Genomic DNA, 25,369 nt, shown 5'->3' on the forward strand with positions numbered 1-25,369 from the left:
CACCCCCGCGCCCCACAGCCCCGCACGGCACCGCTCCCGAGCGAAGGGTCCAGCCGCCATGGCATCGACAGCCCCACCCACCCCGCCGACTCCACCGACCCCATCGCAGGACCTGATAGCGGACCTGTCAGGACGCGTGGAACTCGCACCCGGCGCCGTCCCCGTCGACAACCGTTTCGTCAACGACGACCTGCTGCCCGTTTCCCTGGAGCGGCGCAACTGGACCACGTACAACTTCGCCGCGCTCTGGGTCGGGATGGCCCACAACATCCCGTCCTGGCTGCTCGCCTCCGGCCTCGTCGCCCTCGGCATGGACTGGAAGCAGGCCGTCTTCACCATCGCGCTGGCCAACCTGATCGTGCTCGGGCCGATGCTGCTCACCGGCCACGCCGGACCCAAGTACGGCATCCCGTTCCCCGTTCTGGCCCGCGCCTCCTTCGGCCTGCGCGGCGCCAATCTGCCCGCGCTGATCCGCGCCGCGGTGGCCTGCGCCTGGTTCGGCATCCAGACCTGGATCGGCGGCGTCGGCATCTTCACCCTGCTCGGGAAGATCTTCGGCGGCTGGGCGAGCGCCTCCGAGATCGGCGGACAGCCCTGGACGCTCTGGCTCTGCTTCGTCCTCTTCTGGGTGCTCGAACTCGCCATCATCTACCGGGGGATGGACACCCTGCGCCGGTTCGAGAACTGGGCGGCGCCGTTCGTCATCGTCGGCGCCGTGGTGCTGCTGATCTGGGTCGCCGTCAAGGCCGGTGGCTTCGGCCCGCTGCTCGACCAGCCGTCGAAGCTCGGCTGGGGCGCGGACTTCTGGCCGGTCTTCTTCCCGTCCCTGATGGGCATGATCGCCTTCTGGGCCACGCTCTCGCTCAACATTCCCGACTTCACCCGCTTCGGCGCCGGCCAACGCGCCCAGGTCTGGGGCCAGTCGCTGGGCCTGCCGACCACGATGACCCTCTTCGCGCTCCTCTCGGTCCTCGTCACCTCCGGCTCGCAGGCCGTGTACGGCGAGGCGATCTGGGACCCGGTCCAGCTCGTCGCCAGGACCGACAACGTCTTCGGTCTGCTCTACGCCCTGGTGACGGTGCTGGTCGCGACGATCTCCGTCAACATCGCGGCGAACGTGGTGTCACCCGCGTACGACCTGGCCAACCTCGCCCCCAAGCTCATCAACTTCCGTACGGGCGCGCTGATCACCGGTGTCGTCGGCGTCCTGATCATGCCGTGGAAGCTCACCGAGACCCCCGAGCTGTACATCTTCACCTGGCTCGGCCTGGTCGGAGGTCTGCTCGGTACGGTCGCGGGCATTCTGATCGCCGACTACTGGATCGTCCGCCGCACCGTCCTCGACCTCGCCGACCTCTACCGCCCCGGCGGCCGCTACTGGTACACGCAAGGCTGGAACTGGCGCGCCGTCGTGGCCTTCGCCGTCGGCGGCATCCTCGCGATCGGCGGTTCCCACTCGGCCCCCGGCAAGGGCCCGTTCCCGGCGGACGGCCTGATCCCGTTCCTGAAGCCGCTCGCGGACTACGGCTGGGCGGTCGGCCTGGCCTCCTCACTGGTGCTGTACGTGCTGCTCAGCGGCAGGCCCGCCGTCAGGTCGAACGGGTCTCCTGCGCATTGATGCCGACAGTCTCGTCCGGCGGCGGCGTGGTCGTGGGCACCGGCTTGTCGAAGGCGGAGAAGCCCACGGTCGCGTCCGCCTTCGGCGAGCCGCCCGTCACATCGATCCTCAGCGGATACGGCTTGCCCGTGGCCGCGACATACATCGTCACCTTCTGACCGTGCCATGTCCGGACCAGCGGGACGACCGGAGCCCCGGCGAGTGTGGTCTTCTTTCCCTTCGTCAGCGTCCCCTTGTCGGTCTTCGCGTTGTCGCTGACCACCTTCTGGAACGTGGCCAGGTCGCAGGCGCTCGACAGGCCGCTCAGCCGCGAGTCCGAGGCCGAGCCCTTCATATAGCGCCCGGCGAGAATCGCGGCGAAGGCGGAGCCCACGCCAGGGTCCCGGTTCTTCCAGAACTGGGCATCCGGTTTGATCCAGACAGTGTCGCCCCGCTTCACGATCCGCACGGACCCCTGCTTCCCGCCGAGGCCCACCGAACCCGTGCAGTTACCGGCCCCGTCCACGATGAGATCCAGGGTCGTCGGCGCGCCGCCGTCGGCCGGCGTACTGCGGGTGCTGAGGTGCACCGAACGCGCGCCCCGCAGTGCGTCGCTGGAGCGGTCGGCGATCTGCCGGGCGGAGAGTGTGTCGATGGGGTCGTCCGCCCGCGCAATACCTGCGCCGAGCACGCCGCCGCTCGTGAGACCGAGCATGACGGTCGCTGCCCAGGCGGTCGTTCGCATGCCGATGTGTGGGCCGGTCACGTCGCCTCCCTCGGCAGGGGCTGTCGGACCGTTCAGGTTCGCGGTCCGACCTTTTGAGCGTACGCCGCGGCGCCATCGGCCGCGATTTCGGCTCGCAACCCCCACTCGCGTACACAGGGTGAGGTCCTGCCTCGTTTTTGGTCACGGACGGTGGGGGACGGTGTCGGGGCACCGAGTTCGTGACCGCGAAGGAGAAAAACGAAAAATGAAGCCGTTCCTGTCGATGTCCACGTCCATGGGGAGTGTGTCCAGGGCCCTGCTGCGGGGCGCTGTGGTCGCGGGGGCGACCGCCGCCCTCGCGGTACCCGCGACCACGGCCACCGCCGTCACGCCCATGGCGACGCCGCCCGGTCTGTCCTGCGAGACCGGTAAGCACGAGATCGACGACTACACGGGATACGCGCTGTGCCGGAACAACGGCACCACGGCGCGGACCTTCTGGGTGCACCTGGTCTGCGGCTGGTCGCCGGACGTGGACGGTGAACACGTCACCCTCAACCCGGGCCAGTCCGGCCAGTCCACCGCACACTGCGCCGGCCTCGGCACCGGGATCGGCGAGATCAGCGTCCAGCCGTAAGGCGTGTACGGGAAGAAGTGGGTCCGGTACCTGTGGTGGCAGAGGCCGTGCGCCGCCGCGGGTACCGGCCCCGAGACGGTCCCCGACCCGTCCACCGGGACATCAGCTCGCCGGGGAACGGCCGGTCCGCTGTGCTCATACGGTCACCCCGGGCCGCCGCTCGTCTCGCTCCTCGGCCGGTTGCTCGGTCCGTTCGTCGATCCAGCCCGCGTCCACTGCCGGATGGTCGTCGTGCACCACGAACTCCTCCTCCACCTCCGCCACTTCGAGACCGGCGGCGGTCAGCGCACCGAGGAGGTCGTCGAGTCGGGCACGGGCCTCCGGGCGGCCGACGCCACGGCAGCGCTGGGTGACGAACCGTTCGTGGCGTCCGTGCCGGGCGGCGCGACGGGCGTTGCGGGAGAGATGCGCGCTGTGCCGCTCGGCGACAGCCCGCGCCGAGGCCACCTCCGGCTCACCCGACAGCAGCAGCTTGATGTGGTGCTCGAAGTGGCAGACCGACGACAGCTCGGCCGCCTCGTCCGCCGTCCGCGGTACGTCCTCGTTCCGTGGAGCCGCTTCGATCTTCACCCGTACGACGAGGAAGCCCGCTGCCCGCAGTTCGGCGGACCGCAGCAAGGCGGCGGCCCGCTGCTCGGCGAGGGTGCCCCGGCCCTGTTCGGTCAGCATGGGCTGGTCGGGCACGGCACCGCGGTCCAGGACGATGCGGGTGAGCTTCAGGCCGTGCTGACCGGCCCAGCGCTCCAGTCGCGCACCGCTGACGGTATGGGCATCGGGACACACCGTCAGGTGCGTCTCGAACTCTCCCCGGAACGCCCTCTCGACGACTGTTCCCACTGGCCCCACCTGCCCCGTTGTGTGCTGCGCGCTGCCTCGGCCCGCTGTCGGAGAACGTAGCAACCGGCACTGACACTCAGCGCCACGCCCCGCACTCCGCGTGGATCGGTTGAGTGGACCGCCTCCACTCGTTACCCTCCAGTAAGTCTGTACGAGCCGTCAGGTGCGGACACGCACCGATATGCGGGAGGCGGGCACCCCATGTCCTCAGCTGAAGCCGTGGAACTCACCGAGCCGACCGATTCGACCGGACTGGCCGACACCGCACGGGCGTTGGCCGACGGCCGGACCACCTCGACACAGCAGGTGTCCGCCGCCCTTGCACGGATCGATGCGAGCCAGAGCACTCTCAATGCCTTCCGTCACCTGCGTGCCACGTCCGCGCTGGCCGAGGCGGCGGAAGCCGACCGGCGGCTCGCCGCCGGTGAGCGGCTGCCGTTGCTCGGGGTGCCGATCGCGGTCAAGGACGACACCGATATCGCGGGGATGCCCACCCACTTCGGCTGTCGCGGCGATCTGCCCGCGGCCGCCGAGGACAGCGAGGTCGTGCGCCGGCTGCGCGCCGCCGGGGCCGTGATCGTCGGGAAGACCAACTCCTGCGAGCTCGGCCAGTGGCCCTTCACCGAAGGGCCCGCCTTCGGCGCCACCCGTAATCCGTGGCACACCGGGCACACCCCGGGCGGTTCGTCCGGAGGTTCGGCGGCGGCCGTCGCCGCCGGGCTGGTGCCTGCCGCGCTCGGTTCGGACGGCGCGGGGTCCGTCCGGATCCCCGCCGCATGGACCCATCTCATCGGCATCAAACCGCAGCGCGGCCGGATCTCCGTCCACCCGCACCACGACGCCTTCCAGGGTCTCACCGTCAACGGCCCGCTGGCCCGGACCGTCGCCGATGCCGCACTGCTGCTCGACGCCGTAGCCGGAGCGCACCCCGACGACCTGCACCGGCCGCCGCCCGTCGCCGCCTCGGCCGCCGCGGGGCGCGACCCGGGCAGGCTGCGGATCGCCCTCGCCTGGCGGCCCCCGCTCACCCTCACCGGCTCGGCCCCCCACCCGGCCGTACGACGGGCCGTCACCGCGCTCGCCGAGGCCCTCGCCCGGCTCGGCCACCAGGTCGAGGAGGCCAGGCCGCGCTACGGGCTGATCGGCCTCGGCTTCCTCCCCCGCGCCACCGCCGGGATCGCCGAACTCGCCGCGCTCCACCCCGAACCGGCCCTCCTCGACCCGCGCACCCGCAGCGCCCTGCGCACCGGCACCCGGCTCGGCGGCCGGGTGGTGCGAGCGGCCAGGGCACGGGAGGTTCGCCAGCACCGCAGGATCGGCAGGCTCTTCCGGACCTCCCCGGCCGGGGCCGGGTACGACGTGCTGCTCACCCCGACGACCGCCGAGCCCCCACCCCGGATCGGCGCATTCGACGGCCTGAGCGCCTGGCGTACCGATGTGGCGATCACCGAGGCGTGCCCGTACGCCTGGCCGTGGAACGTGCTGGGCTGGCCCGGCATCAACGTCCCGGCCGGGTTCACGCCCGACGGACTTCCCGTCGGTGCCCAGTTGCTCGGCCCGTCCCGCAGCGAGGAGTTGCTGATCTCCCTGGCAGCCCAGCTGGAGGCCGATCAGCGGTGGTACGAGCACCGGCCGCCGGCCCACGCGGTCTCCTGACACACCGCCGGTCGGAGCGGCAGGCGGTCGCCGACCACCCACACCCCCGCCCTCAGCAGTACGCCTTCCGCGGTCTCGTACGGCAGCAGGGTGTCCATCATCGAGGCCCGGGTGACGTCGGAGAGGCAGCCGTGCATACGGCGGCGCGCGGCGGACGGCGCACGGGGGGTATCGCCGCGGGCGCCCTCTTCCTCGCCGGGTACTTCACTGTCCTGATCGTCTCCGCTCCGGGCGCGCAGGACACCGTCGAGCGGACGCTGCTGCTCGGCTGGTTCCTCTGCGCAGGGGTCACCGGACTCATCGACAAGAACTGGCAGGCGTATCTCCGCCGGACCGAGCAGCGGGCGCTCGACGCCGAACGCAACCGGGAGGAGACGGCGCTGCGCCGGGCCGGTGAGGAGCCGGATCGCCCGGGAGCTGCGCGACTCGCTGACCCACTCCATCTCGATCGTCAAGCTCCAGGCGGGAGTTGCTGTCCATCTGGCGCACAGGCGGGGCAGCGAGGTGTAGCCGGCGCTGCTCGCGATGTGAGAGGGCTGCCGGGCTCCACGAAGGTGGTACGGCGAAACACCACGATGCTTCTCCGGTGACAGCAAGAGGACCTGACCTGTGAGTACTTGGCTGGGGCGACACAGCTTCGGAGCAAGCCGGAAACTGCTACGGCACTCGTGCCGTCCACTCGGGAGTGCCGAACTTGATGCGCACGAGTTCTTCCGCCTGCGCCAACTCTTCAGCGGTCACTGCACCCTGGGTGAGGCCGTGACGCTTGCGGAAGGACTCGATCATGTTGTCGATGACAGTCTCGCGTGGCAGGCCGGTCTGCCGGCGCAGGGGATCGACGCGCTTCTTGGCGCTCCTGGTGCCCTTGTCGGACATCTTTTCCTTGCCGATGCGCAGGACATCGAGCATCTTGTCGGCGTCGATGTCGTAGGACATCGTGACGTGGTGCAGCACGGCGCCGGGCCCGCCGCCGGGGCCCACGACGCGTTTCTGGGCCGCTCCGGCGATCTTCCCGATGTCGGTCGCGATGTCGTTGAGCGGCTGGTACCAGGCCTTGATGCCCATGTCGCCGAGAGCTTCGAGGACCCAGTCGTCGAGGTAGGCGTAACTGTCCGCGAAGGAGAGGCCGGAGACGAGGGCGTCGGGGACGGAGAGCGAGTACGTGATGGTGTTGCCGGGCTCCACGAACATGGCGCCGCCGCCGGAGATGCGGCGGACGACGGTGACGCCGTGACGATCGGCGCCCGCCGGGTCGACCTCGTTGCGCAGGGACTGGAAGCTGCCGATGATCACGGCGGGGGAGGCCCATTCCCAGACCCGCAACGTAGGCGGCCGGCGGCCGGCCGCGACCTCGGCGGTGATGACCTCATCGAGTGCCATGTGGAGTGCGGGGGACTGGGGGGCTTCGTGGATGAGCTGCCAGTCGTAGTCGCTCCACTCGGTGGCCTGCGCGAGGGCCCGGCGTACGGCGACGGCGACGCCTTCGGAGGTCAGGCCCAGCATCACGGTGGAGGCGGGGAGTGCCGCGTCGATACGGGCGGTGAGCCCGGCGGTGTCGGTGTTGGCCGGGGCGCCCTCCAGGGCCGCGTCGATCGCGAGGATGGCCTCGTCGGGCTCGAGAAAGAAGTCCCCGGCCACTCGTACGTTGCGCAGCGCGCCGCCCTCGACGTCCAGATCGACCACGACGAGCTTGCCGCCGGGGACCTTGTACTCACCGTGCACGGCCGTGCCTCCAAAGATGCCCGACTCCTCGACGTATCGGCTCTGATCACCTATAACGCTGCCACCGTGAGGGATTAATCCGAACCGGCATTTCACACCTTCGGCTCCGCTATCGTGCCCTGGTCCGTGTGCCGAGCAGCGGGCTGTTGGTGGTGCGGTCGCTTGAGTCACGGGGCCTTGGCAAGCACCTGCACCGACCAGCCGGCCCACAGGCGACTACTGCCTAGTACGGGCTGTGGCCGTGAGGGGGACGCCGACTTCGCGCACGACGGCGTTGAGGGCGTCGGGGGTGGAGCCGGTCCCGCCCCGGCCGATGCCCGCATGATCGCCAGACTTGGTGGGGCCTGGCAACGCCGGACCCCGAGAAATCAGCCCGCCTCGCTGCGTGTCTCTGGCGTCGGCTGGAGCCACGCACCAGCTGCCAGACAGCGGAGACCTGCGGCAGATGCGCAAACGTGACCGGCACCTCCGACTGATCGCCGGTTAGTTACGCCTGCAGCTCACCGTGACGAGCACCGCGGAGACCGGAACACCCAATGCCGATACGGCCAAGGTGACGCGATCAATCGCCTGCCGACTGTCATTGAGCTATTGCCCCACTTGCCTACCCAGGTCCGGCAGACGCCGCCAGAGGAGGCCGAAAGTGCGGGCCACTCACCACCCTCGACACTTCCATACATCGTATGGTACTAATGAAGGGCAGTTCCATACATCGTATGGAAAGGCATTCTCCGAGGACGCCAGGCGCATCACACCGCCTGCACAAGCAACTGATGGTGCAGATTGCACCAATCCGGAAGGAATGACCATGAAGCTCAAGAAGCGCCTCTCTGTCACTGCTACCTCCGTAGTGGTGGCGGGTGTTGCCGTTCTCGGTGCCGGGGGCACCGCTTCGGCCGCGACTCCTGACTTCGCACACGTTCAGCGTCCGGCCGTCAGCGTCAAGGCCACCGACTACCGCTGGGACCACGGTGTCAGCTACCTGATCGAGCAGGGCTACTGCTGGGACGGAGTCCGCGGCTGGCATCACGACGACCGCGTCATCGACTCGGCCCGGTACGGCCGCGATGGTCACTGCTACCGCTGGGATGACACCGAATGCGGCTGGAAGTTCGACAGGTCGTACCAGTACCACTGGAACCGGTACGAGCACGACGGCCAGGACTGGCACCACCACAACCACAACCACAACCACAACGACCACTGAGACAGCCGCCACCTGTGCCCGCAAGCCCAAGCCACGCGCCTCGCCGTGATGCCTGCCGGAGGCAGGGGGGTGATCGCTGGTCCGGAGGGCCAGCGGTTTTGACCGTCGCCCAGGCGCCTGGCTGTGTGAGGGCCTGCCTTTCACGCAGCCGGCGGACATCAACCATGCGTAGCGGGCTCGCTCGCCCAGCGACGCCGACGTCACGAATCTTGGGGTCCGCCGACACCGTCCGGCACCCGGGTCCTGTTGTAACCCCTCTCCCTCGTTGAATCCTGCCGCCCGACGGCGGGGCGCAGCCGAGGCAGAGGCGCCGTGGAGTGGAAGCCGATGAAATCCTTGAGGACCGTGGTGCAGGAGGTGGCCGCGCAGCTTGTCGTCACGCGCGACTACTCGCTACCGCTGTGCATGCGCTTGCGGTACGAGCCCAGTGATCCCTATGTCGTTCGTGCCACCTTTTTCACCCACAGTGACGATCCGGGTGAATGGGTCCTGGGGCGTGATCTTCTGGCTGATGGCCTGAGCGGTTCCGCAGGCGATGGGGACATCCGGATCTGGTCGGCCACTGGCCATGGTGGCCAAGGGATGTACATCACCCTCGGGTCTTCCGCGGGCACCGCCTTGCTCGAGGTTCCCGTGCAGGACGTCAAAACCTTCCTGGAGAACACCGAGGCTTTGGTGCCACGGGGCGCCGAGTCCGGACACATCGACTGGGACATCGAACTGGCGAACCTGCGTGCAGAAGGCTGAGAGAGGCCTCCCAACTAAGGGCTGTCCCGTGATCCCTGGTGGATCAGCGCGCGGCGTCGGATGCGGTGCATCGCAAGGCGGAGGAGCGTCCTCATACTGGGCGTATTCGGGCGTTCCGACAACGCAGCGAGGTGCCGTAGCTGTCGTCGTGCGCCCGCCAGGGATTACGGGACAGCCCTTAGCCTGCCGAATCGATCCGTTGCGCGCCTCTTCGTCCGCTGTCGCCGGACGGAGGATCCGGACACAGCCTCCACTGCGTCATGCCCTCACCAATGACAACCATGCTCAGTAGAAAAGGAACGAGTGTTCATGTCCCAGTATCAGCTTCGTGTCTACACACTGTGCAGCCCTGAGGCGCTCGTCGCCTACGAGGCCATCTGGTCCAAGCACATTCCCGGTATGGCCAAGCACCGGATCACCACACACGGCATCTGGACGGTGCCCACGGCTCTCGAGAGTGAGGCGCCCCAGCTGTACGCCCTCGTTTCCTACACGGACGCCGACGACGTGCAGGAGCGACTGGGGGCGTACCTGTCCAGTCCAGAATTCCGCGCGGATATGGAGGGCTTCGACATCAGCCAGATCGTCGGCGTCGCCGAATCCGTACTGACGCCCACCGCCGCCTCACCCTTGCGGTGACAGGTACCGAGCCGCAGGAAGTGACCCACACAGCCGAAGATCGATCTGCGTGCCCCGGTCAGTGATCAAGTGGCCCGTTGTTGCATCACCTGACGCACACGTTCCCCCGGCGTGGACGGCGATGCCCTGAAAGAGTCGGTCGCCGCCGACGGTCGGGCCTGGCATCGGGCGGCAGGATGACGATTCCGGCGACCTTTGAGTCCGTGTCGGAACGCGGCTCAAGCCGTCATGTCGCCGGCCTTGTAGTGCAGTGGAATGTCGACGGCTGTGTGGTCGCCGATGTGCCGGCTGAATGGCTCGGCCTCGCCGAAGCCCCGACTACGCCGGGAGGCCGGTCACCGGCCAGACCGTTGCCGCGCCGGCGCGTTCTGCCGCACCGGCCCTTCCGACGGACTTCTGGACGGTGATTCGGGGGCGGATGCGACATAGCCCATGTACGAGACGGTTTCGTTTCGATAGTGCTGCTGTACAAGACGGTTTCGTTCGGAACGGAGTGGATGAGCATGGCTGATGCCGCAACGGTGCGCTGCAGCCGGATCACGCCCGCGCGCGAGGCCGAGCTCTACGCGGCCGTGCTCGATCTGCTCCGGGAGGTCGGCTACGACGCCCTGACCATGGACGCCGTGGCCGTCCGCGCCAGGGCCAGCAAGGCCACCCTCTACCGCCAGTGGGGAAGCAAGCCGGAGTTGGTCGTTAAGGCGCTCAGGCACCAGAAGCCGGTGAGCATAGGCGAGATCGGCACCGGGAGCCTGCGGGGCGACTTCCACGAAATGGTCATGCATGCGGACGACTGCCGGATGGAGCAGGACACCTCGCTGATGCGGGGCCTGGCCATGGCGGTGCGCGAGAACGCCGATCTTCTGCGCGCCCTGCGTGAGCTGTTGTTCGAGCCGGAGACGATCGGCCTCGACCGGATGCTGCGGCGGGCCGTGGAGCGGGGCGAGATCCGCGCGGACAACCCCACGCTGGAGTAGGTACCGCAAATGCTGGTCGGCGCCCTTGTCGTCCGGGGGCTGATCGACAACCAGCCGCCCACGCAGGCATTCCTCACCTCGTACATCGACGCCGTGGTCCTCCCCGCCCTCGGCGCCTGACATCCCGGGGCCCCGCACCCCTCTCGCAGCATCCGACTCGGCCGCTCACGTCGTCGGCTGATGACACCGGTCGTGCCGGTGATCACCTTCGGTTTGCGGATAGCGGCTGGACTGTTGTTCACCGCACTGATCGGCGTCGGCATCGGTATCTCCACGATCACCGCGCTGGCGAACACGTCCGCGCTGGGCTCCGCCACCTCCATCCTCGCCTCGATCTCGCCGTCGGCATCGACTACGTGTCTCCCGCTACCGCGCCGAGCTCGCCGAGGGCCGTGAGCGCGAGGAGGCGGCGGGCTGGGCCGCCGACGCAGTCGTCATTGCGGTCCTCATCGCGCTCACCCTCATTCCGGCGCTCCTCGGAGACGCGGGCAGGGAGGTGCTGCCCGCGGCGTGAGGAGCAAGCTGCTCGGCGGCGGCCGCAAGAAGGCCAAGGGCGACCGGGCAAGCGGCGATCTGCCCTCCGGCCGTGGCGCGGTCGCGCATGGGGGCAGGTGACTGACCAGGGACGGTACGTCGCCGCGTACGGCCGCCGCTTTGCCGCCTCAGCGCGCAGGCACTGTGGCGGCGGAGAAGTGTGCGTCAGGGGAGCCCACGTCAGCCGCTTGCTCCGTCACGGCTCCCTGCGGGCGAGATGGCTTTCCAAGCCAGCGATCGTGGCGTCCAGCGCATAGCTGAACGTCGCGTCGACCACGTGCGTCGCGGGTGGGGGCGCGTCTTCCCCGTCGGTGCTGGCTGGTGCCGGCGGCAGGGTGGCCCAGCGCTGGAGTGCTCCGGTCAGTTCGCTGAGCAGCAGCCCCGTGAAGACCGCGCACAGGGAGGCAGCGACGCGCGGGATTGCCGAGGCTGGCAGTCCCGCGGCGGCCAGTGTCTCGGTGAGTCCCCGCCAAAAGGGGTCTTCCGGCTGGACGTAGTCGGCGCGTGCGAAGGAGTACTCCATCAACCTGGGGTGGCGGTGCGCCAAGGCACGGAAGTCCAGGGCCAGTTGGCGCATGCGGTCCTGCCAGGGAATGTCCTCCCGCTGCCCCTCGCGGAACTGTGATCCGACGCGCGCGGCCACGCCGTGCAGCAGCGCCTCCTTGTTCGGTACGTGGTGGTACAGCGACATAGGGTTCGCATCCAGCGCGGTCGCGAGTTTGCGCATGGTGAGCGCCTCGACCCCATCGGCGTCGATGAGTTGCAGCGCCATGGCGTAGATGCCGTCCTTGGTAAGCGGGACGTCCCTCTTTCTGGTCCCCCGGGGGGCCTTCCTCACCTTTTCCATACGTCGTATGGTACCACTGAAACGGTTACGTACGACATATGGAAACTCGGAACGAGAACCGCCGCATTCCCCTGGTGCCGTAGTGAGCTGCTCGATGGCGGCCCCCGCCAGCAGGCTGTGAGCCGGGAGGACGAGGAGAACCTGGCCGACCTGCACGGGCGCAAAGCCGTCAGGACGTGTCGTACATGCAGTGCGACACATCTGTCCTCGCCGAGCTCATGAGCATGTTCCGCCTACAGATCGGTACCGGCGTTGCCGTCGTCGCTCGAGGAGTCTCGCTGCTTGGCCTCACCCTGGGCGGAAGCGTCCTTCTCCTGCTTGTCCAAGAGCTCCAGGAGCGCGACGTCTGCCTTTTGCTGATCCTCCTTCGTCAGTTCAAGAGGTGCGTTGTTGTAGACGGCGTACCGGACGGGATCAATGATGTTGGTGGTTCTCAAGGTGAACGTCACAAGCGGGCGCCACCCCTTTCTGTGGCCAACCCTCACTTGAACTTGGACCTTGTAGTCTCGGGCCTCTGGAACGAGCCCAGGAAACGGTGCCTCAAACTCAATGAAGAGTTGTTGAGCTGCTCTGCCGGCCACGACGAACCCGGCTGGCAACTTCGTTTCCTCGTCCGGGCCGGGTTGAAGCCGAGACGGTGAAGACATCCACAGGAGTGGTAGATGAGAGGCGGGCTCATCAGGGAAGGTGAGCCTGAGATCCTGTACAACTATCGGCTTGGCACCGGTGTTGTGAAGGACGAGCGGTAGCCGCAGGCGAACCAGAGAGGAGGTGAAAGTCGCCGCAAAAGAATGAGGCTCCCATGACTTCAGGCGCCCTTGCCTGGAATTGAGCCACCAGAATGAGGCGACGGTGAAGACCAGTGCGCAGACCGACACGACGGCGGCGCCAGAAATCGATGAGAACGCATGCTGATCAGCAGCGGTCATCAGCGGGGACACACATTCAGTGTGCCAGCCTCAGGAGGGGCACGCTAACCGTTGCCCATGGGCCTGCAGCCAGTCAGGGTGGTCTCGGCCTGCAGTGGCACATTTGCTGCAATCGCGGCTAAAGCCCGGCGCCCGAGCAGGGAAACCTCAGTCTTTGGCGAGGAGGTGCCTCAGCAGGCTGTAGCCACTCGTTGAGGGCCGCCATGAGGGCGGTCGCTTCCAGGAAGTCCATCACAGCTACTTCGGGCAGGGGAGAAAAGTGGGCGCCGCACGCAGGAGAGCACCGGCGCCCACGGCATGGCACGTCTTACCGCCGACCACTCTCGGGCTGCTCGGACTTCCGTTCCGGCGCGCCCAGGCGGCGGCAGGGGCCGTCAGACCCAGGCGACGGCGTCCTCGACGGGCACGCGGGGCAGCCGCGGGAACCACGGGTCGGCACCAGGGTGGCCGATGTTGACCACCAGATGCGAACGCCAGCTGGTACCGGTGAAGAACTCCCCGTCCACGCCGGCCCTGTCGAAGCCCGCCATGGGACCCGCCGCGAGCCCCGCCGCGCGCACCGCGAGCAGGAAGACCCCGGTCTGCAGAGCCGAGTTGTAGGCCGCGATGCTCTCGCGCTTCTCGACCTGGTCGGCGAAGGCCGCTCGCAGCATGTCGCCCCGAGCCGGGAAGACTGTCGGCATCTGCTCGTGGAAGTCGACGTCGTACGCCAGGATCGCCACGGCCGGCGCACTGAGCGTCTTGGCCCTGTTGCCCTCGTCGAGATGCCGGCCCAGGCGCTCCTTGCCCTCGCGCGTGCGCACGAAGAGCACGCGCAGAGGCTGACCGTTGGCGGCGCTCGGCGACCAGCGGGCAAGTTCCCAGATCATGGCGAGTTCGTCGTCGGCAACATCCGTTGTGGCAAAGGTATTCGCGGTGCGGGCCTCGGTGAACAGCACCTTTCGCCCGGCATCGTCAAGGACGTCGAGGGCCTGCGGTTCGTAGTCGGTCATGTTCATGGTTTCTCTCTTACTTGGTTATGCGAATTGTGTGGTGCCGGGGCGGGTTGACCGCCTCGGCACCACGCGGTGGGGACGGGGTTTGCGGAGCCGGGCGGGGCACAGCGACCCGGTGCTGTCACGTGGGCCTGTGGCCCCCTGGCCGATGTCATGTGAGGCGTGTTGACCGCTTGTTCCGCTCCGCGCCCAGGCGGGCGAAGTAGGCGATCAGATCAGGGTTGTCGACCGCCGCGGGGTTCAGGACCTGCTCGACGGGGGCGCCCTGGAGCAGGCGCTTGACGGGAACCTCGAGCTTCTTTCCGGTCTTCGTGTGCGGGAGGGCCGGCACGGCGAGGATCTCGTCGGGGACATGGCGGGGTGAGGCGCCGACGCGGATCGCGTCGCGGATCCGGTCGCGCAGGGAGTCGTCCAGGCCGACCCCGTCGGCGAGGACCACGAAGAGGGGCATCCAGTAGCCGCCGTCGGGTTCCTCCGCGCCTATGACGAGGGCCTCGGTGATCTCCGGGAGGCGTTCGACGACGTCATGGATGTCGGCACTGCCCAGGCGCACGCCGTTGCGGTTGAGGGTGGCGTCGGAGCGGCCGTGGACGATCACCGAGCCGTGCGAGGTGAGGGTGATCCAGTCGCCGTGGTTCCACACGCCGGGGTAGGCGCCGAAGTAGGCGTTGCGGTAGCGGCTGCCGTCGGGGTCGTTCCAGAAGTACAGCGGCATGGACGGCATGGGGCGGGTGACGACCAGTTCGCCGACCTGGTCGAGGACAGGGGTGCCCGTGGCGTCGTAGGCGGCCAGTGCCACGCCCAGGTTGGGGGCAGACAGCTCCCCTGCCCAGACGGGGGTCGTGGGGGCACTGCCGGCGAAGGCGGAGACGACGTCCGTACCGCCGCTGGTGGACGCCAGCTGGATGCCTGCGCCCACGTGGTCGCGGACCCAGGGGTAGGCGGATGCGGGCAGGGCGGAGCCGGTGGAGCCGATGACGCGGATGGCCGACACGTCGTGCACGGAGGGTTCGATGCCCAGCTTGGCCATGGCCAGCAGGTACTGGGGGCTGGTGCCGAAGACGGTGACCTTGTGGCGGTCCGCCAGCTCCCACAGGATGTCCGGTCGCGCCTGCGGTGCCGGGCTGCCGTCGTAGGTGCAGGTGGTGGCACCGGTCAGCAGGGTGGAGACGACCAGGTTCCACATCATCCAGTGGGTCGTGGTGTACCACAGCAGGCGGTCCCCAACACCCAGATCGGTGTGCAGGCCGAGGATCTTGAAGTGCTCGAGCAGGACCCCGCCGTGGCCATGGACGATGCCCTTGGGCAGGCCGGTGGTGCCGGAGGAGAACACCACCCAAAGAGGGTGGTCGAACGGCACCGGGGTAAAAACGAGGTCCTCGGTGCGGGTGGCCGCGTCCTCCCAGGGCACCGTCAGCCCCGGGTGCCCGCCCGTGGGCCAGGCAAGGCCCACGTGCTCCACGCGCACCGTGGCCTTCAGCGTGGGCAAGGCGCGGGCCAGTTCGAGCGAGGCGGTCCGACGGTCGTGTGCCGTGCCGTTGAAGAGGTAGCCGTCCGCTGTGATCAGCACCGTGGGTTCGAGCTGAGCGAAGCGGTCGGCGGCGGCCTTGGGTGCGTAGTCCTGGCCGCACACCGACCACACCGCGCCGAGACTGGCGGTGGCGAGGAAGGCGATGACGGCGTGGGGGGTGTTGGGCAGGTAACCCACCACCCGGTCGCCCTGTCCGACGCCCAGGTCGCGCAGGGTGGCTGCGACGGAGGCGACCCGGGCGCGCAGCTCACGGCCCGTGATCTCGTAGCAGGCTCCGGTCTCGTCCAGCGCGGTGATCGCGGGAGCGTCCGGCTGCCAATTACGCAGCGCGTGGTGAGCGTAATTGAGCGTAGCGCCGGGGAACCAGCGGGCGCCGGGCATGGTGTCCTCGGCCAGCACTCGCTCGTACCCGGTCGTCGCGTCGATGGCGAAGTACTCCCACACCGCCTCCCAGAACCCCTCCAGGTCGGTGACGGACCAGTGGTACAGGGCTTGGTAGTCGGTGGGGTCCTGGATCCCTTCGGTGCCCTGGTGGCGGGCCGCCCATCGGGCGAAGTCCGCGATACGGCTGCGGGCGGCCGTCTTCGGGTCGGGGATGAAGAAAGCTTCCGGATACGGCGTGGGGTGCGGGGTGGTCATGGTGTGGGGCTCCTCGGCGGAGGGACGGGCCGGGCATCGGCGATATGGCGGGCCGTGTGGAGCAGGGGGGCCCAGACAGCGGTGTCTGTGAAATCGCCGGTGCCGATGGGGACGGTGTCCATCACGGCGCGGTCGGGGCGCAGCAGGACGGCGTCGGCTCGGCCGCGTGCCAGCCAGGTGGCCAGGGCGCCGTCGTCGCCCAGGTCGTCGATGTGAATCGTGGATGCGCCCAGTGCCGTGGCCACAGCCGTCACCTGCGGGGTTGGCGGCACGGCGGTCAGGACGGCGAAGGAGTCCCCGAGGACGTCATCGAGGCGCACTCGCCTGCCGTCGCGCTGAACCCAGGGCTGCGGGCAGAAGGTGCCGGCCAGCACACGGCCGGTCAGCCGGGGGCGGCGCCGTACCAGCGGACCGGCGGCCAGGGCGGGGCTGAGGTCGCGGCTCACCGCCGCGGTCACGCCGGGGATGCGGCACGCTGCGCCCACGACGGCCCGGCGGAGCGCTGCGGCGCGGTCCTGGCCGCCGGTCATGGCCCAGCCGACGGCGACCGCGACGCGGATCACGTGGCGGGCGTGCGGCTTGCGCTCGTGCTCGTAGGTGTCCAGCAGCCCTTCGTCTGCGCCTTGTTGGAGGACCCGGGCGAGTTTCCAGGTGAGGTTGTGGGCGTCGCGCAGGCCCGTGCACAGCCCCTGCCCGATGAAGGGCGGGGTGAGGTGGGCAGCGTCGCCCAGCAGGAAGACGCGTCCCCGGCGCCACCGGTCGGCGAGGCGGGCGCGGAAGGTGTACTGCGCCTGCCGGATCACCTCGAAGTCGTCGCCCGGGGAGGCATCAGACGGCAGGTCCATCCAGGGGGCGACCAGCTCGCGCAGGCGCTCCAGCCCGTCCGGACCGTCCAGGTGCTGATCGTCGGGCAGCCGGAACTCCCAGCGGTAGCGGTCTTCGCCGACGCGCATGAAAGTGGCCGGCTGGGTGGGGCAGCAGATCTGCTCGGCGCCTTCCCAGCTCCGCACCCGGCGGCTGGTGCGCACGTCGATGACTCGCCAGCTCTCCTCGAAGTGCAGGTCCTCCCATGTGGCGCCGATGGCGTCGCGGGTGACACTGCCTGAGCCATCGCAGCCGAGGACGGCATCGGCTCAAAGGTGCTCGTCCTCGTCGCTGCCGTCGCGGCGGAAGGTGACCCGGACCGGACCAGCCGAACCCTTTGTTCCATCGGCGTTCTGGCTGACGGAAACGACCTCTACCCCGCCCCGCAGCTCACACTCGGGGCGGTTCGCCAGGGCGTCGCGCAGCAGGTGTTCCAGCTCGGGCTGGTCGAACATGCTGGTCTGCGGGAAGCCGTGATGTCCCTGCGGGGACCGCGCGAATTCGGCGATCACGCGGTGCCGGGCGTCCAGCAGCCGGAGCCCGCGTGCCGGGCGGGCGAGGGCGGCGAATTCCTCGTGGACGCCGACACTCTGCAGGATCCGGCGGACCTCGTCGTCCACGACAACGGCGCGCGGCAAGGGGTAGACGTCCCGGTGGCGCTCCAGGACGACGCTGTGCACTCCGCGTCGGGCGAGCAGGAGAGCGGCCGTGACCCCCACGGGTCCCGCACCGATGATCACCACGGGTGTCCGGGATGCGGCGCTCATGGGGTGCCCGTCACAGAGGTCCGCTGCTCGCCGAGGTCGATCCGCCCGTCCGGGGTGGCGATCGTGGCGGTGATGAGGTCACCATTACGCAGGTAACGGGGGTTTTTGGCCTGGCTGTTGAAGAACGCCTTCCACTTCAGGGCGGGCGGCAGCAGTGCTGCGATCTTCTCGACAGCCTTGGGCGGGGCTTTCAGGGCCGTGCCGCCGGGCGTGCCGGTCAGCAGCAGGTCGCCCGGATCGAGGGTCTGGAAGCGGGCGAGCAGGGTGAGGGCCTGCGCGGGTCGTACGATCATGTCGGCGAGCGTGCGGTCCTGGCGCGGCTCGCCGTTGACCGACAATCGCAGCCGCAGGTTGAGCAGGTGGGCGAAGTCCTCGGGTTCCAGCAGGGCCAGGTACGGACCCGTCGGTGTGAATGTCGGGTAGGACTTGCTCTCGTAGAACTGGGTCTTGGTCAACTGGACGTCGCGGGCGCTGACATCGTTGGTCAGGACGAGACCGGCGACGTAGCGCGGCAGGTCACTCTCTTCCACGACGGTGCCCACGGGCAGAGGTGCGCCCATGACGAGGGCGAGTTCCACCTCGTAATCGAGGAACTTTACGTGCGAGGGGCGGACGATCTCCTCGTGCGGGCCGCTGACGGAGCCGGACGCCTTGCGGAAGAAGGTGGGCGGGATGTCGCCGGTGAAGCCCGAATCCTTGGCGTGGCTGCGGTAGTTGACCATTTGTGCGACCACCCGGCAGGGGGTCGTGACCGGAGGCAGGGCCACCAGGTCGGCGACGGGCGTGCCGCTCTCGGCGGAGGTGGCGGCCTCGCGGACCGCGTCCCGGTCGGCGAGCAGATCGACAGTGGTGACTGCCTTGGTCTCGATACGGACGGCGCGCTCGTCCCGGACGACCCACCAGCCGTCGGTGGTGCGCATAACGTTGGTGCTCATGAGCTCATCGCTTTCATCAGGCCCAGCAGGCGTGCGGGGTCGAGTTCGTTGTCGTCGCGCAGGGCCGTCATGACCTCGCGGAGCTTGGCGGGAGACGGGTTGGTGCCCAGGAAGTCGCGGGTGACCGGCGGGCCCCACTGGGCCAGGCCGCTCCCCGACATCGGCGCCCAGCCCGGTTCGAGGTCGCAGGAGAACAGGTCGCCGTCGGCGAAGTGCTCCAGCATGAAGTGGTTGGGGTCGCGCCAGTAGTCGAAGAGCTGGCTGCCCTGGATGTGCCGGCCGATCCCCCAGCTGCGCCGGTAGCCGCGCTCGGCGAGGTACTCACCGCCGACGGCGATCGCGTCGAGGTCGGTGACCTGGTAGGCGGAGTGGACATAGCCGGTTCCGGGCCCCAGGTGCAGGGCCAGCGTGTGGTGATCGACGGCCACGCCCCCCTGGTCGCACCGGATGAACGCCATGGTCGGTCCGCGCCCGCGCTGCCCGTCCAGGAACAGGAAGTCGGACACGATCATCCCGAGGGTGTCCAGGTACCAGTTCAGGGTGCGGGCAAACACTCGAGTCTCCAGCACCACATGGCCCAGGCGCTGGATACGGGACGGCTCACGGGGCGGACGCTGGGCGGTGTTCGTACGACGGGGCTCGGTGCCGAAGTTGAGGATCAGCGGCTGCTGCTCGGGCAGCGCGGGCAGCTGCTCGGCGCAGTACACGACCCGGACCGCCAGGCCGGAGGGATCGAGCAGGGCGACCGACTGCCCACCGCCAGGTACGTCGATGTCCCGCACGGTACTGCCGGTGGCGCGGGCGAGCCGGTCCAGGTCGGCCCGCTCGGCCGCGCGGAACGCCGGCCCGATGAACCGGGACGCACGCCCCAGCCGGATGACCATGCAGGGTGAGCCCGCGAACGTGCCGCGCAGCCACAGCTCCTTCTCGGTGCGGGCGGCGATCGCGAACCCGAAGTCACGCGCGAACACCTCGGCCTGGTCCAGGTCCGGCTTCTCGAACTCCAGCCAGGCCAGATCCGCCACCTTGATCACGGGATTCCGGGAACGTCCGGGGTGCTCTCCGCGCAGGGCGCCCTGCTCACTGTGAAGGTCTTGGTGGGGCGTCGGGGGAGCGGCCCTGTTAACGGGGGTGTGGGACATGGTGTCCTCCAAGCAACATTGCCGTAATGAGAAAATCATCAACTTTGACTTGCTCATCGTCAATGGGTTCGGGTCAAATAATTGATAATCTCATCAGTAATGGCAGACTGATCGTAACGGTTGTTACACTCGCCGTATGCCGACGTCAGCCCTGACCAAGAACCGTTTCGAGCGGCGCCGCGCCGAGACCCGGCAAGCGCTCGTCCGCGCGGCCCGGCAGATCCTCGCGGAGACCGGGGACACCAGCGCCAGCATCCAGGCCATCGCCGAGCGCGCCGACGTGGGTTTCGGCTCCTTCTACAACCACTTCGAGTCCAAGACGGAGCTGTTCGACGCCGCGGTGACGGATGCCCTGGAGGAGTTCGGGCAGGTCATCGACGACCGTGTCGAAGGGATCGAAGATCCGGCCGAACTAGTCGCCGCGGGCTTCCGGCTCACCGCCCGGATGGCCGACTCTCACCCGGAGCTCATGCGGATCCTGCGTGATCGCGGTCTGGCCTACATTCACGCCGACCGCGGCTTGTCACCGCGGGCCCTGCGCGACCTGGAGATCGGCATCGCCTCGGGCCGCTTCACCTGCAGCAACGCGACCACCGCCCTGTCCGCCCTGGGCGGGACCCTGCTGTCCCTCGTGGCGCTGAGGCTGGCCCGCCCGGACCTCGACGGCGACGAGACCGCCTCCGACCTGGCCGAAATGGTCCTGCGCATGCTTGGCCTTCCGGCGGACGACGCCCATGAGGTCACCCGGCGTTCCCTGCCCGCCCTCGACTGACAGCTCCGGGATAGCCCCCCAACTCGGCCTCAGCGAACGTACGCTGCGCCGCCGAATCACCGACCTGACCGTCCGCCTTGGGGCGACGACCCGATTCCAGGCGGGCGCGCAGGCGGTCCGCCGAGGGTGGCTCTGAACTCTCTGTGTTTCAGGGGGCCGGGAGCGAAAGACCGTGGGCGCCGGTGCTCTCTCAAGCATCGGCGCCCACTCACCCCTGCCGGAGGTGGTCTTGGTGAGCTTTCTGTTCAGGTGTTAGGGAACGAGGATGAGGCGGATCGGGTCGCCGATCTTGTTCTCCAGCCGGTGGACGGCGTCGGCGGCGTCGGCGAGCGGGATGTGGTCGGTGATGGAGGGGGCCAGGTCGAGTCGGCCGGCTGCGGTGAGCCTCACCAGCTCGGAGACGGACTCGGGGGAGCCGCCGTAGTGGCCGCGGACCTGCTTCTGCATGTAGTTGAAGGTCAGCCCCTCGGTGATGGTGAGCGGCTTGGGCGTGATGCCCACGAGGATGAGGGAGCCGCCCAGACCCAGCACCGCGGCGGCCTGCTCGCGGACGGCGGGAACGCCGGCGCAGTCGAAGGCGAAGTCGAGGCCTCGTCCGGCGGTGGCCTTCATGACCTGGTCGGCGAAGTCGGAGGCGGCCGGGTCCAGGGCGAAGTCCGCGCCGAATTCCAGGGCGCGCTCGCGGGCGCTGGGCAGCGGGTCGATGGCGATGATCGGCGCGGCGCCGACCAGGCGGGCGAGGCGCACGTTGTGCGCGCCGACTCCGCCCACGCCCCAGATGCCGACGGACTGGGCGGGTCGGACGTCCGCGGTGGTGACGACGGCGGCGTAGGGGGTGGAGACCGCGTCGGGGATGATGGCGGCCTGGTCGAAGGGGAGGTTGTCGGGGATGGGGATGAGGGTGTCCTCGCGGGCGATGGTGTACTGGGCCCAGCCGCCGTCGTAGTCGATGCCGGCAGTGCGCATCTGAGTGCAGGGGCGGCGGCGCGCGCAGTCGGTGCACTGGCCGCAGGTCTTGCCGGCCTCCAGGGTGACGCGGGTGCCGACGGTCAGGCCGCGCTTGAGGGCGGGGCCAAGGGTGTGGATCACACCGGAGACCTCGTGGCCGACGGTGACCACGTCGGAGGTAGCGAACTGCGGGACTAGAGTGCCGTCGATCAGGTGGACGTCCGACAGGCAGACGCCGGCGGCCTTGACCTCGATGAGGACCTCGCCCGGGCCGGGCACGGGAACGGGGGCCTCCTCCACGACGAACTTCTTGCTGTCCAGGTGGAAACGTCCGGCGAGCATGGTGTCCATGGTGATCTTCCTTCTATGAGTGGCACTCCCGGCCGGTTCGGGCCGATGGGTGCCCTGTGGTGTCTGGCGGGCTTGTGGTGGCCGGGAGGCGTGCGGGGGGAGAGGTACGCCGCACGCCTCCCGGGGTCTGAGGGTCAGGCGAAGACGTCCTGCTGGTAGCGCTCGTCGGCCTCGAGCTGGGCGAGCCACTGCTGGGCTGTCTCGTCGTCGGCGCCGGTCCGCTGGCGGTAGATCGCGGCGAGGGCCTCGCGCACGGCGGGCGCCATCCGGCGGCCGTCACCGCAGACGTAGATGTACGCGCCGTCTTCGATGGCCTGCCACACCGTGTCGGCGGCATTGGCGATGGCGTTCTGCACGAACCGGGCCGGGTGACCGGCCACCGCGGAGAACGCGGTGTGGACCTGCGCGATCCCGGACTGCTCCCAGCCCTGCATCTCCTGGCGGTAGAAGTAGTCGTGCTCCGGGTGGCGGCAGCCGACGAAGACCTGCGACAGGCCCACCTTCGTGCCGTTCTCCTGCTGCGAGGCGCGCTCCTCCAGGAATCCGCGCAGCGGCGCGATACCGGTGCCCGGGCCGATGAGAACCAGCGGCGTGGCCGGGTCGGCCGGCGGCGCGAAGGTCGGGGAGGGGACACGGACGTAGCCGTAGAAGACGTCACCGGGCTCAAGGCCTGCGATGTAGGAGGAGCAGGTGCCGCGGTACTGGCCGTCACCGGACAGGGCTGGGCCTTCCAGCAGGCCCACGGTCAGGCGCATGTGGCGCGGGTTGGCCAGCGGTGCGGAGGAGATGGAGTAGAAGCGGGGACGGATCGGCCCCGTCATCTCCAGGAAGACCGCCAGCGGCAGCTCGACCGCGGGGAAGCGCTCCAGCAGGCCCAGCACCGAGACCCGCTTGCCGAGGATCTCGTTCTGGTAGCGCTCTTCGGCTTCCTCGGTGTCGGCGGTGTAGGCGTGCAACTGCGGCCGGGTCCACGGGCACTCGGTGCGCTCGGCCAGCGTCTGTATCTGGGAGCGGGTGGCCACGTCCTGCAGCTCCAGGAACTCGGTGAGCAACAGGCCTGCGGTCACGGGGGTGCCCACCGGGAAGTGGGTGCGGCCGCCGGCCGGCTGCTCCAGGCGCAGGACCTGATCGCGGTCGACGCCGAGGCGGGCGAGGGCGCGGTTGACCAGGACCGGCTCGTTCTTGGCGAAGACGGCCAGGTGGTTGCCGGTGTCGTAAGTGACACCCTCGGGCAGCTCGATGGTGATGGACTTCGCCGACGGGCGCGGCGGCTCGAGGCTGAAGTCCCACAGGCCGGTCGCGTCGGCCACTAGTTCCTCGTTGGCCACTACCGTGAGCGGGTAGGCCTGCCCGGAGACGATCGCGGGGCGCACGTCCGCCTCGGTGAGCAGCTGCACCTGGAAGCGCGGACCGCCCGCCTCGGAGGTGTCAGCGGCGTACTCCTCGGCCAGGGTGGCCCACAGGGTGTCCATCCAGCGAGTGGCCATGCCGTCGAAGTCACCGGCCGCGTCCGCGATGCCGCGCTCGATGACGGGAGTAGCGCCGGCGGCCAGCAGGCCTGCCTCGATCCGCTTGGGGAAGCCCTGGTAGGTGGCCACCCACTGGGTGTTGCCAGCACCCAGCAGCGCGAACCGCACCCCCTTCAGCGAGCCCTCGGGCAGGCCGGCGGCGACCAGGTCGTCGAAACGCTGCGCGTTGTCCGGGGCCTTGCCGTTGTAGCTGGAGGCCACGACCACGAGCAGGCCCTCGGTGGGCAGGTTGTCGCCCAGCTCGTCCAGGCCGACCAGGGTGGTGCCGAACCCGGAGCGCTCGCTGCGGTCGGCGATGGTGCGCGCCAGGTCCTCGCACGAGCCGAGGCTGGAGCCGTAGGCGACGGTCAGGTTCACCCCGACCCCGCTGACCGTGGCCTGCGCCTGCGTGTCGTCGGCCTGCAGGTCCACTGCGCCGAACACGGTCCGCTCGTGCTCCCGACGGGCCCGCACTTTCAGTTCGAAGCCGCCGGGCTTGCGCGTCAGCGCCTCCTTGACGTCCATCTTGTAGTCGTCGGTGTCGGCGAACTTGAACTTCTGCAGCACCAGTGCGAGGGCCAGACGGGCCTCGGTGAGCGCGAACTGACGGCCGATACAGGCACGCACGCCGTTACCGAACGGCTTGTAGGCGTGCGGGTGGTGGTTGACCCGGTTCTCCGGCAGCCACCGCTCGATGTCGAACTCCTCCGGCCGGTCCCACGCCTTGGGGTGGGTGTGCAGCGGGCCCTCGAGGAGGTTGACCTGCGCTCCCTTCTTCAGCTCGTAGCAGCCGCCGATGACGGTGTCCTCGATCGGGGACTTGCCGATCAGCGGGATGGGAGCCCACAGGCGCAGGGTCTCCTCCAGGATGCGCGGGATCACGTCCATCTGCATGATCGTGTCGTAGTCCGGGACCGTGTCGCCCGGCAGCAGCCGGTCCACCTCGGCGTAGGCCTGGGCCAGCACCTGCGGGTTACGCATCAGCGAGTACGTGGCGAACGACAGCAGACCACTGGTGGTCTCGTGACCGGCGATGAGGAACGTCACCACCTGGTCACGGACGTTGTCGTCGGCCAGCCCCTTACCTGTCTCCGGGTCGGTGGCCTCCAGCATCAGACCCAGCAGGTCATCCTCAGCGGTGCCCTTCCCCTCACGGCGCTCCTTGATCACACTCTGGACCAGGTCCCGCATCAGCTGGATGTTCTCGCGGTACTTCTTGTCGTCGGCCTTGCGCATCTTGGTCATCATCGGCAGCTCCTGCGAGCGCCGCAGCGACTCAACCAGCGCCTCCAGCAGTGCGTTGAGGAAGGGGTGCAGATCCTCCTCGGCGAAGGAGTCGAACCGGTAACCGAACCCCGACAGAGCGATGGTGTCCAGGGTCAGCCGGGTGTAGTCGTTGGTGATGTTGACCGACTGGCCCTCCCTGCGCTCCCACTTGCCCACCAGGTTCTGGGCGATCTCCAGCATCTGCCCGTAGTAGCCCTTCATTGCCCGCTGGCTGAAGGCCGGGAGGAGGACTCGGTGAGCCATGCCCCATTCCTCCTCGTGCTGGTGGGCCGTGAACAGGCCCGCACCCGTGAAGTCCCGGACATGGGCCAGCGGCGTCTTCTCGATCTGCTTGAAGAACCGCGTCTCGTCGCAGACCTCGGCCACCAGGTCCGGGTCCCAGACGAAGACCTGCTCGATGCCGGCGATCTCCAGGCTGTAGAGCCCCTCGGGGAACCGCTTGGACAGCTCGCCGAAGTACGCCACCGGGTTGGTGCTGGGGATCTGCGGGGTGTGGCCGAGCAGGGGCATCCCGCGCGGGGACCGAATGGGGCGAAGGTCGTTCGACGTGGTCATGGCTTGCTCCTTTGGGCGGAGAGGGAAAGGCAGCGGCGCCGGT

18 protein-coding genes and 4 pseudogenes are annotated in these 25,369 nt (G+C 68.9%); 10 read left to right on the plus strand and 12 right to left on the minus strand.

Features of this window, described 5'->3' with window-relative positions; all coding sequences use genetic code 11:
• Window positions 1–58 precede the first annotated feature (58 nt).
• The gene (locus ACIA8E_RS05090; RefSeq protein WP_399294687.1) at window positions 59–1,618 is read left to right on the plus strand and encodes an NCS1 family nucleobase:cation symporter-1; all 1,560 of its coding nucleotides are present in this window, start codon (window positions 59–61) and stop codon (window positions 1,616–1,618) included.
• On the opposite strand, the gene ACIA8E_RS05095 is transcribed toward ACIA8E_RS05090, so the two are convergent.
• The gene (locus ACIA8E_RS05095; protein ID WP_399294690.1) at window positions 1,590–2,363 is read right to left on the minus strand and encodes a hypothetical protein; all 774 of its coding nucleotides are present in this window, start codon (window positions 2,361–2,363) and stop codon (window positions 1,590–1,592) included. The genes ACIA8E_RS05090 and ACIA8E_RS05095 overlap by 29 nt on opposite strands.
• Window positions 2,364–2,586: 223 nt before the next feature.
• Here ACIA8E_RS05095 and ACIA8E_RS05100 point away from each other — a divergent pair, with 223 nt between their 5' ends.
• Complete coding sequence (locus ACIA8E_RS05100) at window positions 2,587–2,940, plus strand: hypothetical protein (protein WP_399295067.1); 354 nt, start codon at window positions 2,587–2,589, stop codon at window positions 2,938–2,940.
• A 135-nt stretch (window positions 2,941–3,075) separates the two neighbouring features.
• Here the strand turns inward: ACIA8E_RS05100 and ACIA8E_RS05105 are convergent, their stop codons facing one another.
• Window positions 3,076–3,777: a hypothetical protein gene (locus tag ACIA8E_RS05105; protein ID WP_399294693.1), complete on the minus strand. Its 702-nt coding sequence runs from the start codon at window positions 3,775–3,777 to the stop codon at window positions 3,076–3,078.
• 201 nt (window positions 3,778–3,978) lie between these two features.
• On the opposite strand from ACIA8E_RS05105, the gene ACIA8E_RS05110 reads away from it, so the two are divergent.
• Window positions 3,979–5,433: an amidase gene (locus ACIA8E_RS05110; RefSeq protein ID WP_399294696.1), complete on the plus strand. Its 1,455-nt coding sequence runs from the start codon at window positions 3,979–3,981 to the stop codon at window positions 5,431–5,433.
• Window positions 5,394–5,940: pseudogene (locus tag ACIA8E_RS05115) on the plus strand (histidine kinase); the annotation flags it as partial. The gene ACIA8E_RS05110 and the pseudogene ACIA8E_RS05115, both read left to right, overlap by 40 nt.
• Window positions 5,941–6,090: 150 nt before the next feature.
• On the opposite strand, the gene ACIA8E_RS05120 reads toward ACIA8E_RS05115, so the two are convergent.
• The gene (locus ACIA8E_RS05120) at window positions 6,091–7,155 is read right to left on the minus strand and encodes a biotin/lipoate A/B protein ligase family protein (protein ID WP_399294699.1); all 1,065 of its coding nucleotides are present in this window, start codon (window positions 7,153–7,155) and stop codon (window positions 6,091–6,093) included.
• Window positions 7,156–7,963: 808 nt separating this feature from the next.
• Between ACIA8E_RS05120 and ACIA8E_RS05125 the strand changes: the two genes are divergently transcribed.
• The 5 genes and pseudogenes from ACIA8E_RS05125 to ACIA8E_RS05145 form a co-directional block, all read left to right on the plus strand.
• The gene (locus tag ACIA8E_RS05125; protein ID WP_399294702.1) at window positions 7,964–8,362 is read left to right on the plus strand and encodes a hypothetical protein; all 399 of its coding nucleotides are present in this window, start codon (window positions 7,964–7,966) and stop codon (window positions 8,360–8,362) included.
• Window positions 8,363–8,674: 312 nt separating this feature from the next.
• Window positions 8,675–9,109, plus strand: a complete 435-nt coding sequence (locus tag ACIA8E_RS05130; RefSeq protein ID WP_399294705.1) for an SsgA family sporulation/cell division regulator — start codon at window positions 8,675–8,677, stop codon at window positions 9,107–9,109.
• 309 nt (window positions 9,110–9,418) lie between these two features.
• The gene (locus ACIA8E_RS05135; protein ID WP_399294707.1) at window positions 9,419–9,748 is read left to right on the plus strand and encodes an NIPSNAP family protein; all 330 of its coding nucleotides are present in this window, start codon (window positions 9,419–9,421) and stop codon (window positions 9,746–9,748) included.
• Between the two features lie 503 nt (window positions 9,749–10,251).
• A pseudogene (locus tag ACIA8E_RS05140) lies at window positions 10,252–10,842 on the plus strand (TetR/AcrR family transcriptional regulator).
• Between the two features lie 69 nt (window positions 10,843–10,911).
• A pseudogene (locus ACIA8E_RS05145) lies at window positions 10,912–11,224 on the plus strand (MMPL family transporter); the annotation flags it as partial.
• A 228-nt stretch (window positions 11,225–11,452) separates the two neighbouring features.
• On the opposite strand, the gene ACIA8E_RS05150 reads toward ACIA8E_RS05145, so the two are convergent.
• From ACIA8E_RS05150 to ACIA8E_RS05180, 7 genes and pseudogenes are all read right to left on the minus strand, one after another.
• Window positions 11,453–12,103, minus strand: a complete 651-nt coding sequence (locus ACIA8E_RS05150; RefSeq protein WP_376668750.1) for a TetR/AcrR family transcriptional regulator — start codon at window positions 12,101–12,103, stop codon at window positions 11,453–11,455.
• 233 nt (window positions 12,104–12,336) lie between these two features.
• The gene (locus ACIA8E_RS05155) at window positions 12,337–13,044 is read right to left on the minus strand and encodes a hypothetical protein (protein WP_399294709.1); all 708 of its coding nucleotides are present in this window, start codon (window positions 13,042–13,044) and stop codon (window positions 12,337–12,339) included.
• 362 nt (window positions 13,045–13,406) lie between these two features.
• Window positions 13,407–14,030: a malonic semialdehyde reductase gene (locus ACIA8E_RS05160; RefSeq protein ID WP_399294711.1), complete on the minus strand. Its 624-nt coding sequence runs from the start codon at window positions 14,028–14,030 to the stop codon at window positions 13,407–13,409.
• A 148-nt stretch (window positions 14,031–14,178) separates the two neighbouring features.
• Window positions 14,179–16,197, minus strand: coding sequence for an acetoacetate--CoA ligase (locus tag ACIA8E_RS05165; RefSeq protein WP_399294713.1), 2,019 nt, complete (start codon window positions 16,195–16,197; stop codon window positions 14,179–14,181).
• Window positions 16,194–17,828, minus strand: a pseudogene (locus tag ACIA8E_RS05170) (bifunctional 3-(3-hydroxy-phenyl)propionate/3-hydroxycinnamic acid hydroxylase). Before ACIA8E_RS05170 ends, ACIA8E_RS05165 begins: the two are co-directional and overlap by 4 nt.
• On the minus strand, window positions 17,825–18,763 hold the full coding sequence (locus tag ACIA8E_RS05175) for a fumarylacetoacetate hydrolase family protein (protein WP_399294715.1): 939 nt from the start codon (window positions 18,761–18,763) through the stop codon (window positions 17,825–17,827). The pseudogene ACIA8E_RS05170 and the gene ACIA8E_RS05175 overlap by 4 nt, the downstream one beginning before the upstream one ends.
• The gene (locus tag ACIA8E_RS05180; protein ID WP_399294717.1) at window positions 18,760–19,905 is read right to left on the minus strand and encodes a VOC family protein; all 1,146 of its coding nucleotides are present in this window, start codon (window positions 19,903–19,905) and stop codon (window positions 18,760–18,762) included. Before ACIA8E_RS05180 ends, ACIA8E_RS05175 begins: the two co-directional genes overlap by 4 nt.
• A gap of 136 nt (window positions 19,906–20,041) precedes the next feature.
• On the opposite strand from ACIA8E_RS05180, the gene ACIA8E_RS05185 reads away from it, so the two are divergent.
• Window positions 20,042–20,677: a TetR/AcrR family transcriptional regulator gene (locus ACIA8E_RS05185; RefSeq protein WP_399294719.1), complete on the plus strand. Its 636-nt coding sequence runs from the start codon at window positions 20,042–20,044 to the stop codon at window positions 20,675–20,677.
• Between the two features lie 252 nt (window positions 20,678–20,929).
• On the opposite strand, the gene ACIA8E_RS05190 is transcribed toward ACIA8E_RS05185, so the two are convergent.
• Both ACIA8E_RS05190 and ACIA8E_RS05195 read right to left on the minus strand, forming a co-directional pair.
• Entirely contained in the window at window positions 20,930–21,976 is a 1,047-nt protein-coding gene (locus ACIA8E_RS05190; protein WP_399294720.1) for a zinc-binding dehydrogenase, read from the minus strand.
• 134 nt (window positions 21,977–22,110) lie between these two features.
• Complete coding sequence (locus tag ACIA8E_RS05195) at window positions 22,111–25,326, minus strand: cytochrome P450 (RefSeq protein WP_399294722.1); 3,216 nt, start codon at window positions 25,324–25,326, stop codon at window positions 22,111–22,113.
• Window positions 25,327–25,369 lie beyond the last annotated feature (43 nt).

The organism is Streptomyces sp. NPDC051664, from assembly GCF_044453545.1.
Classification (GTDB): domain Bacteria; phylum Actinomycetota; class Actinomycetes; order Streptomycetales; family Streptomycetaceae; genus Streptomyces.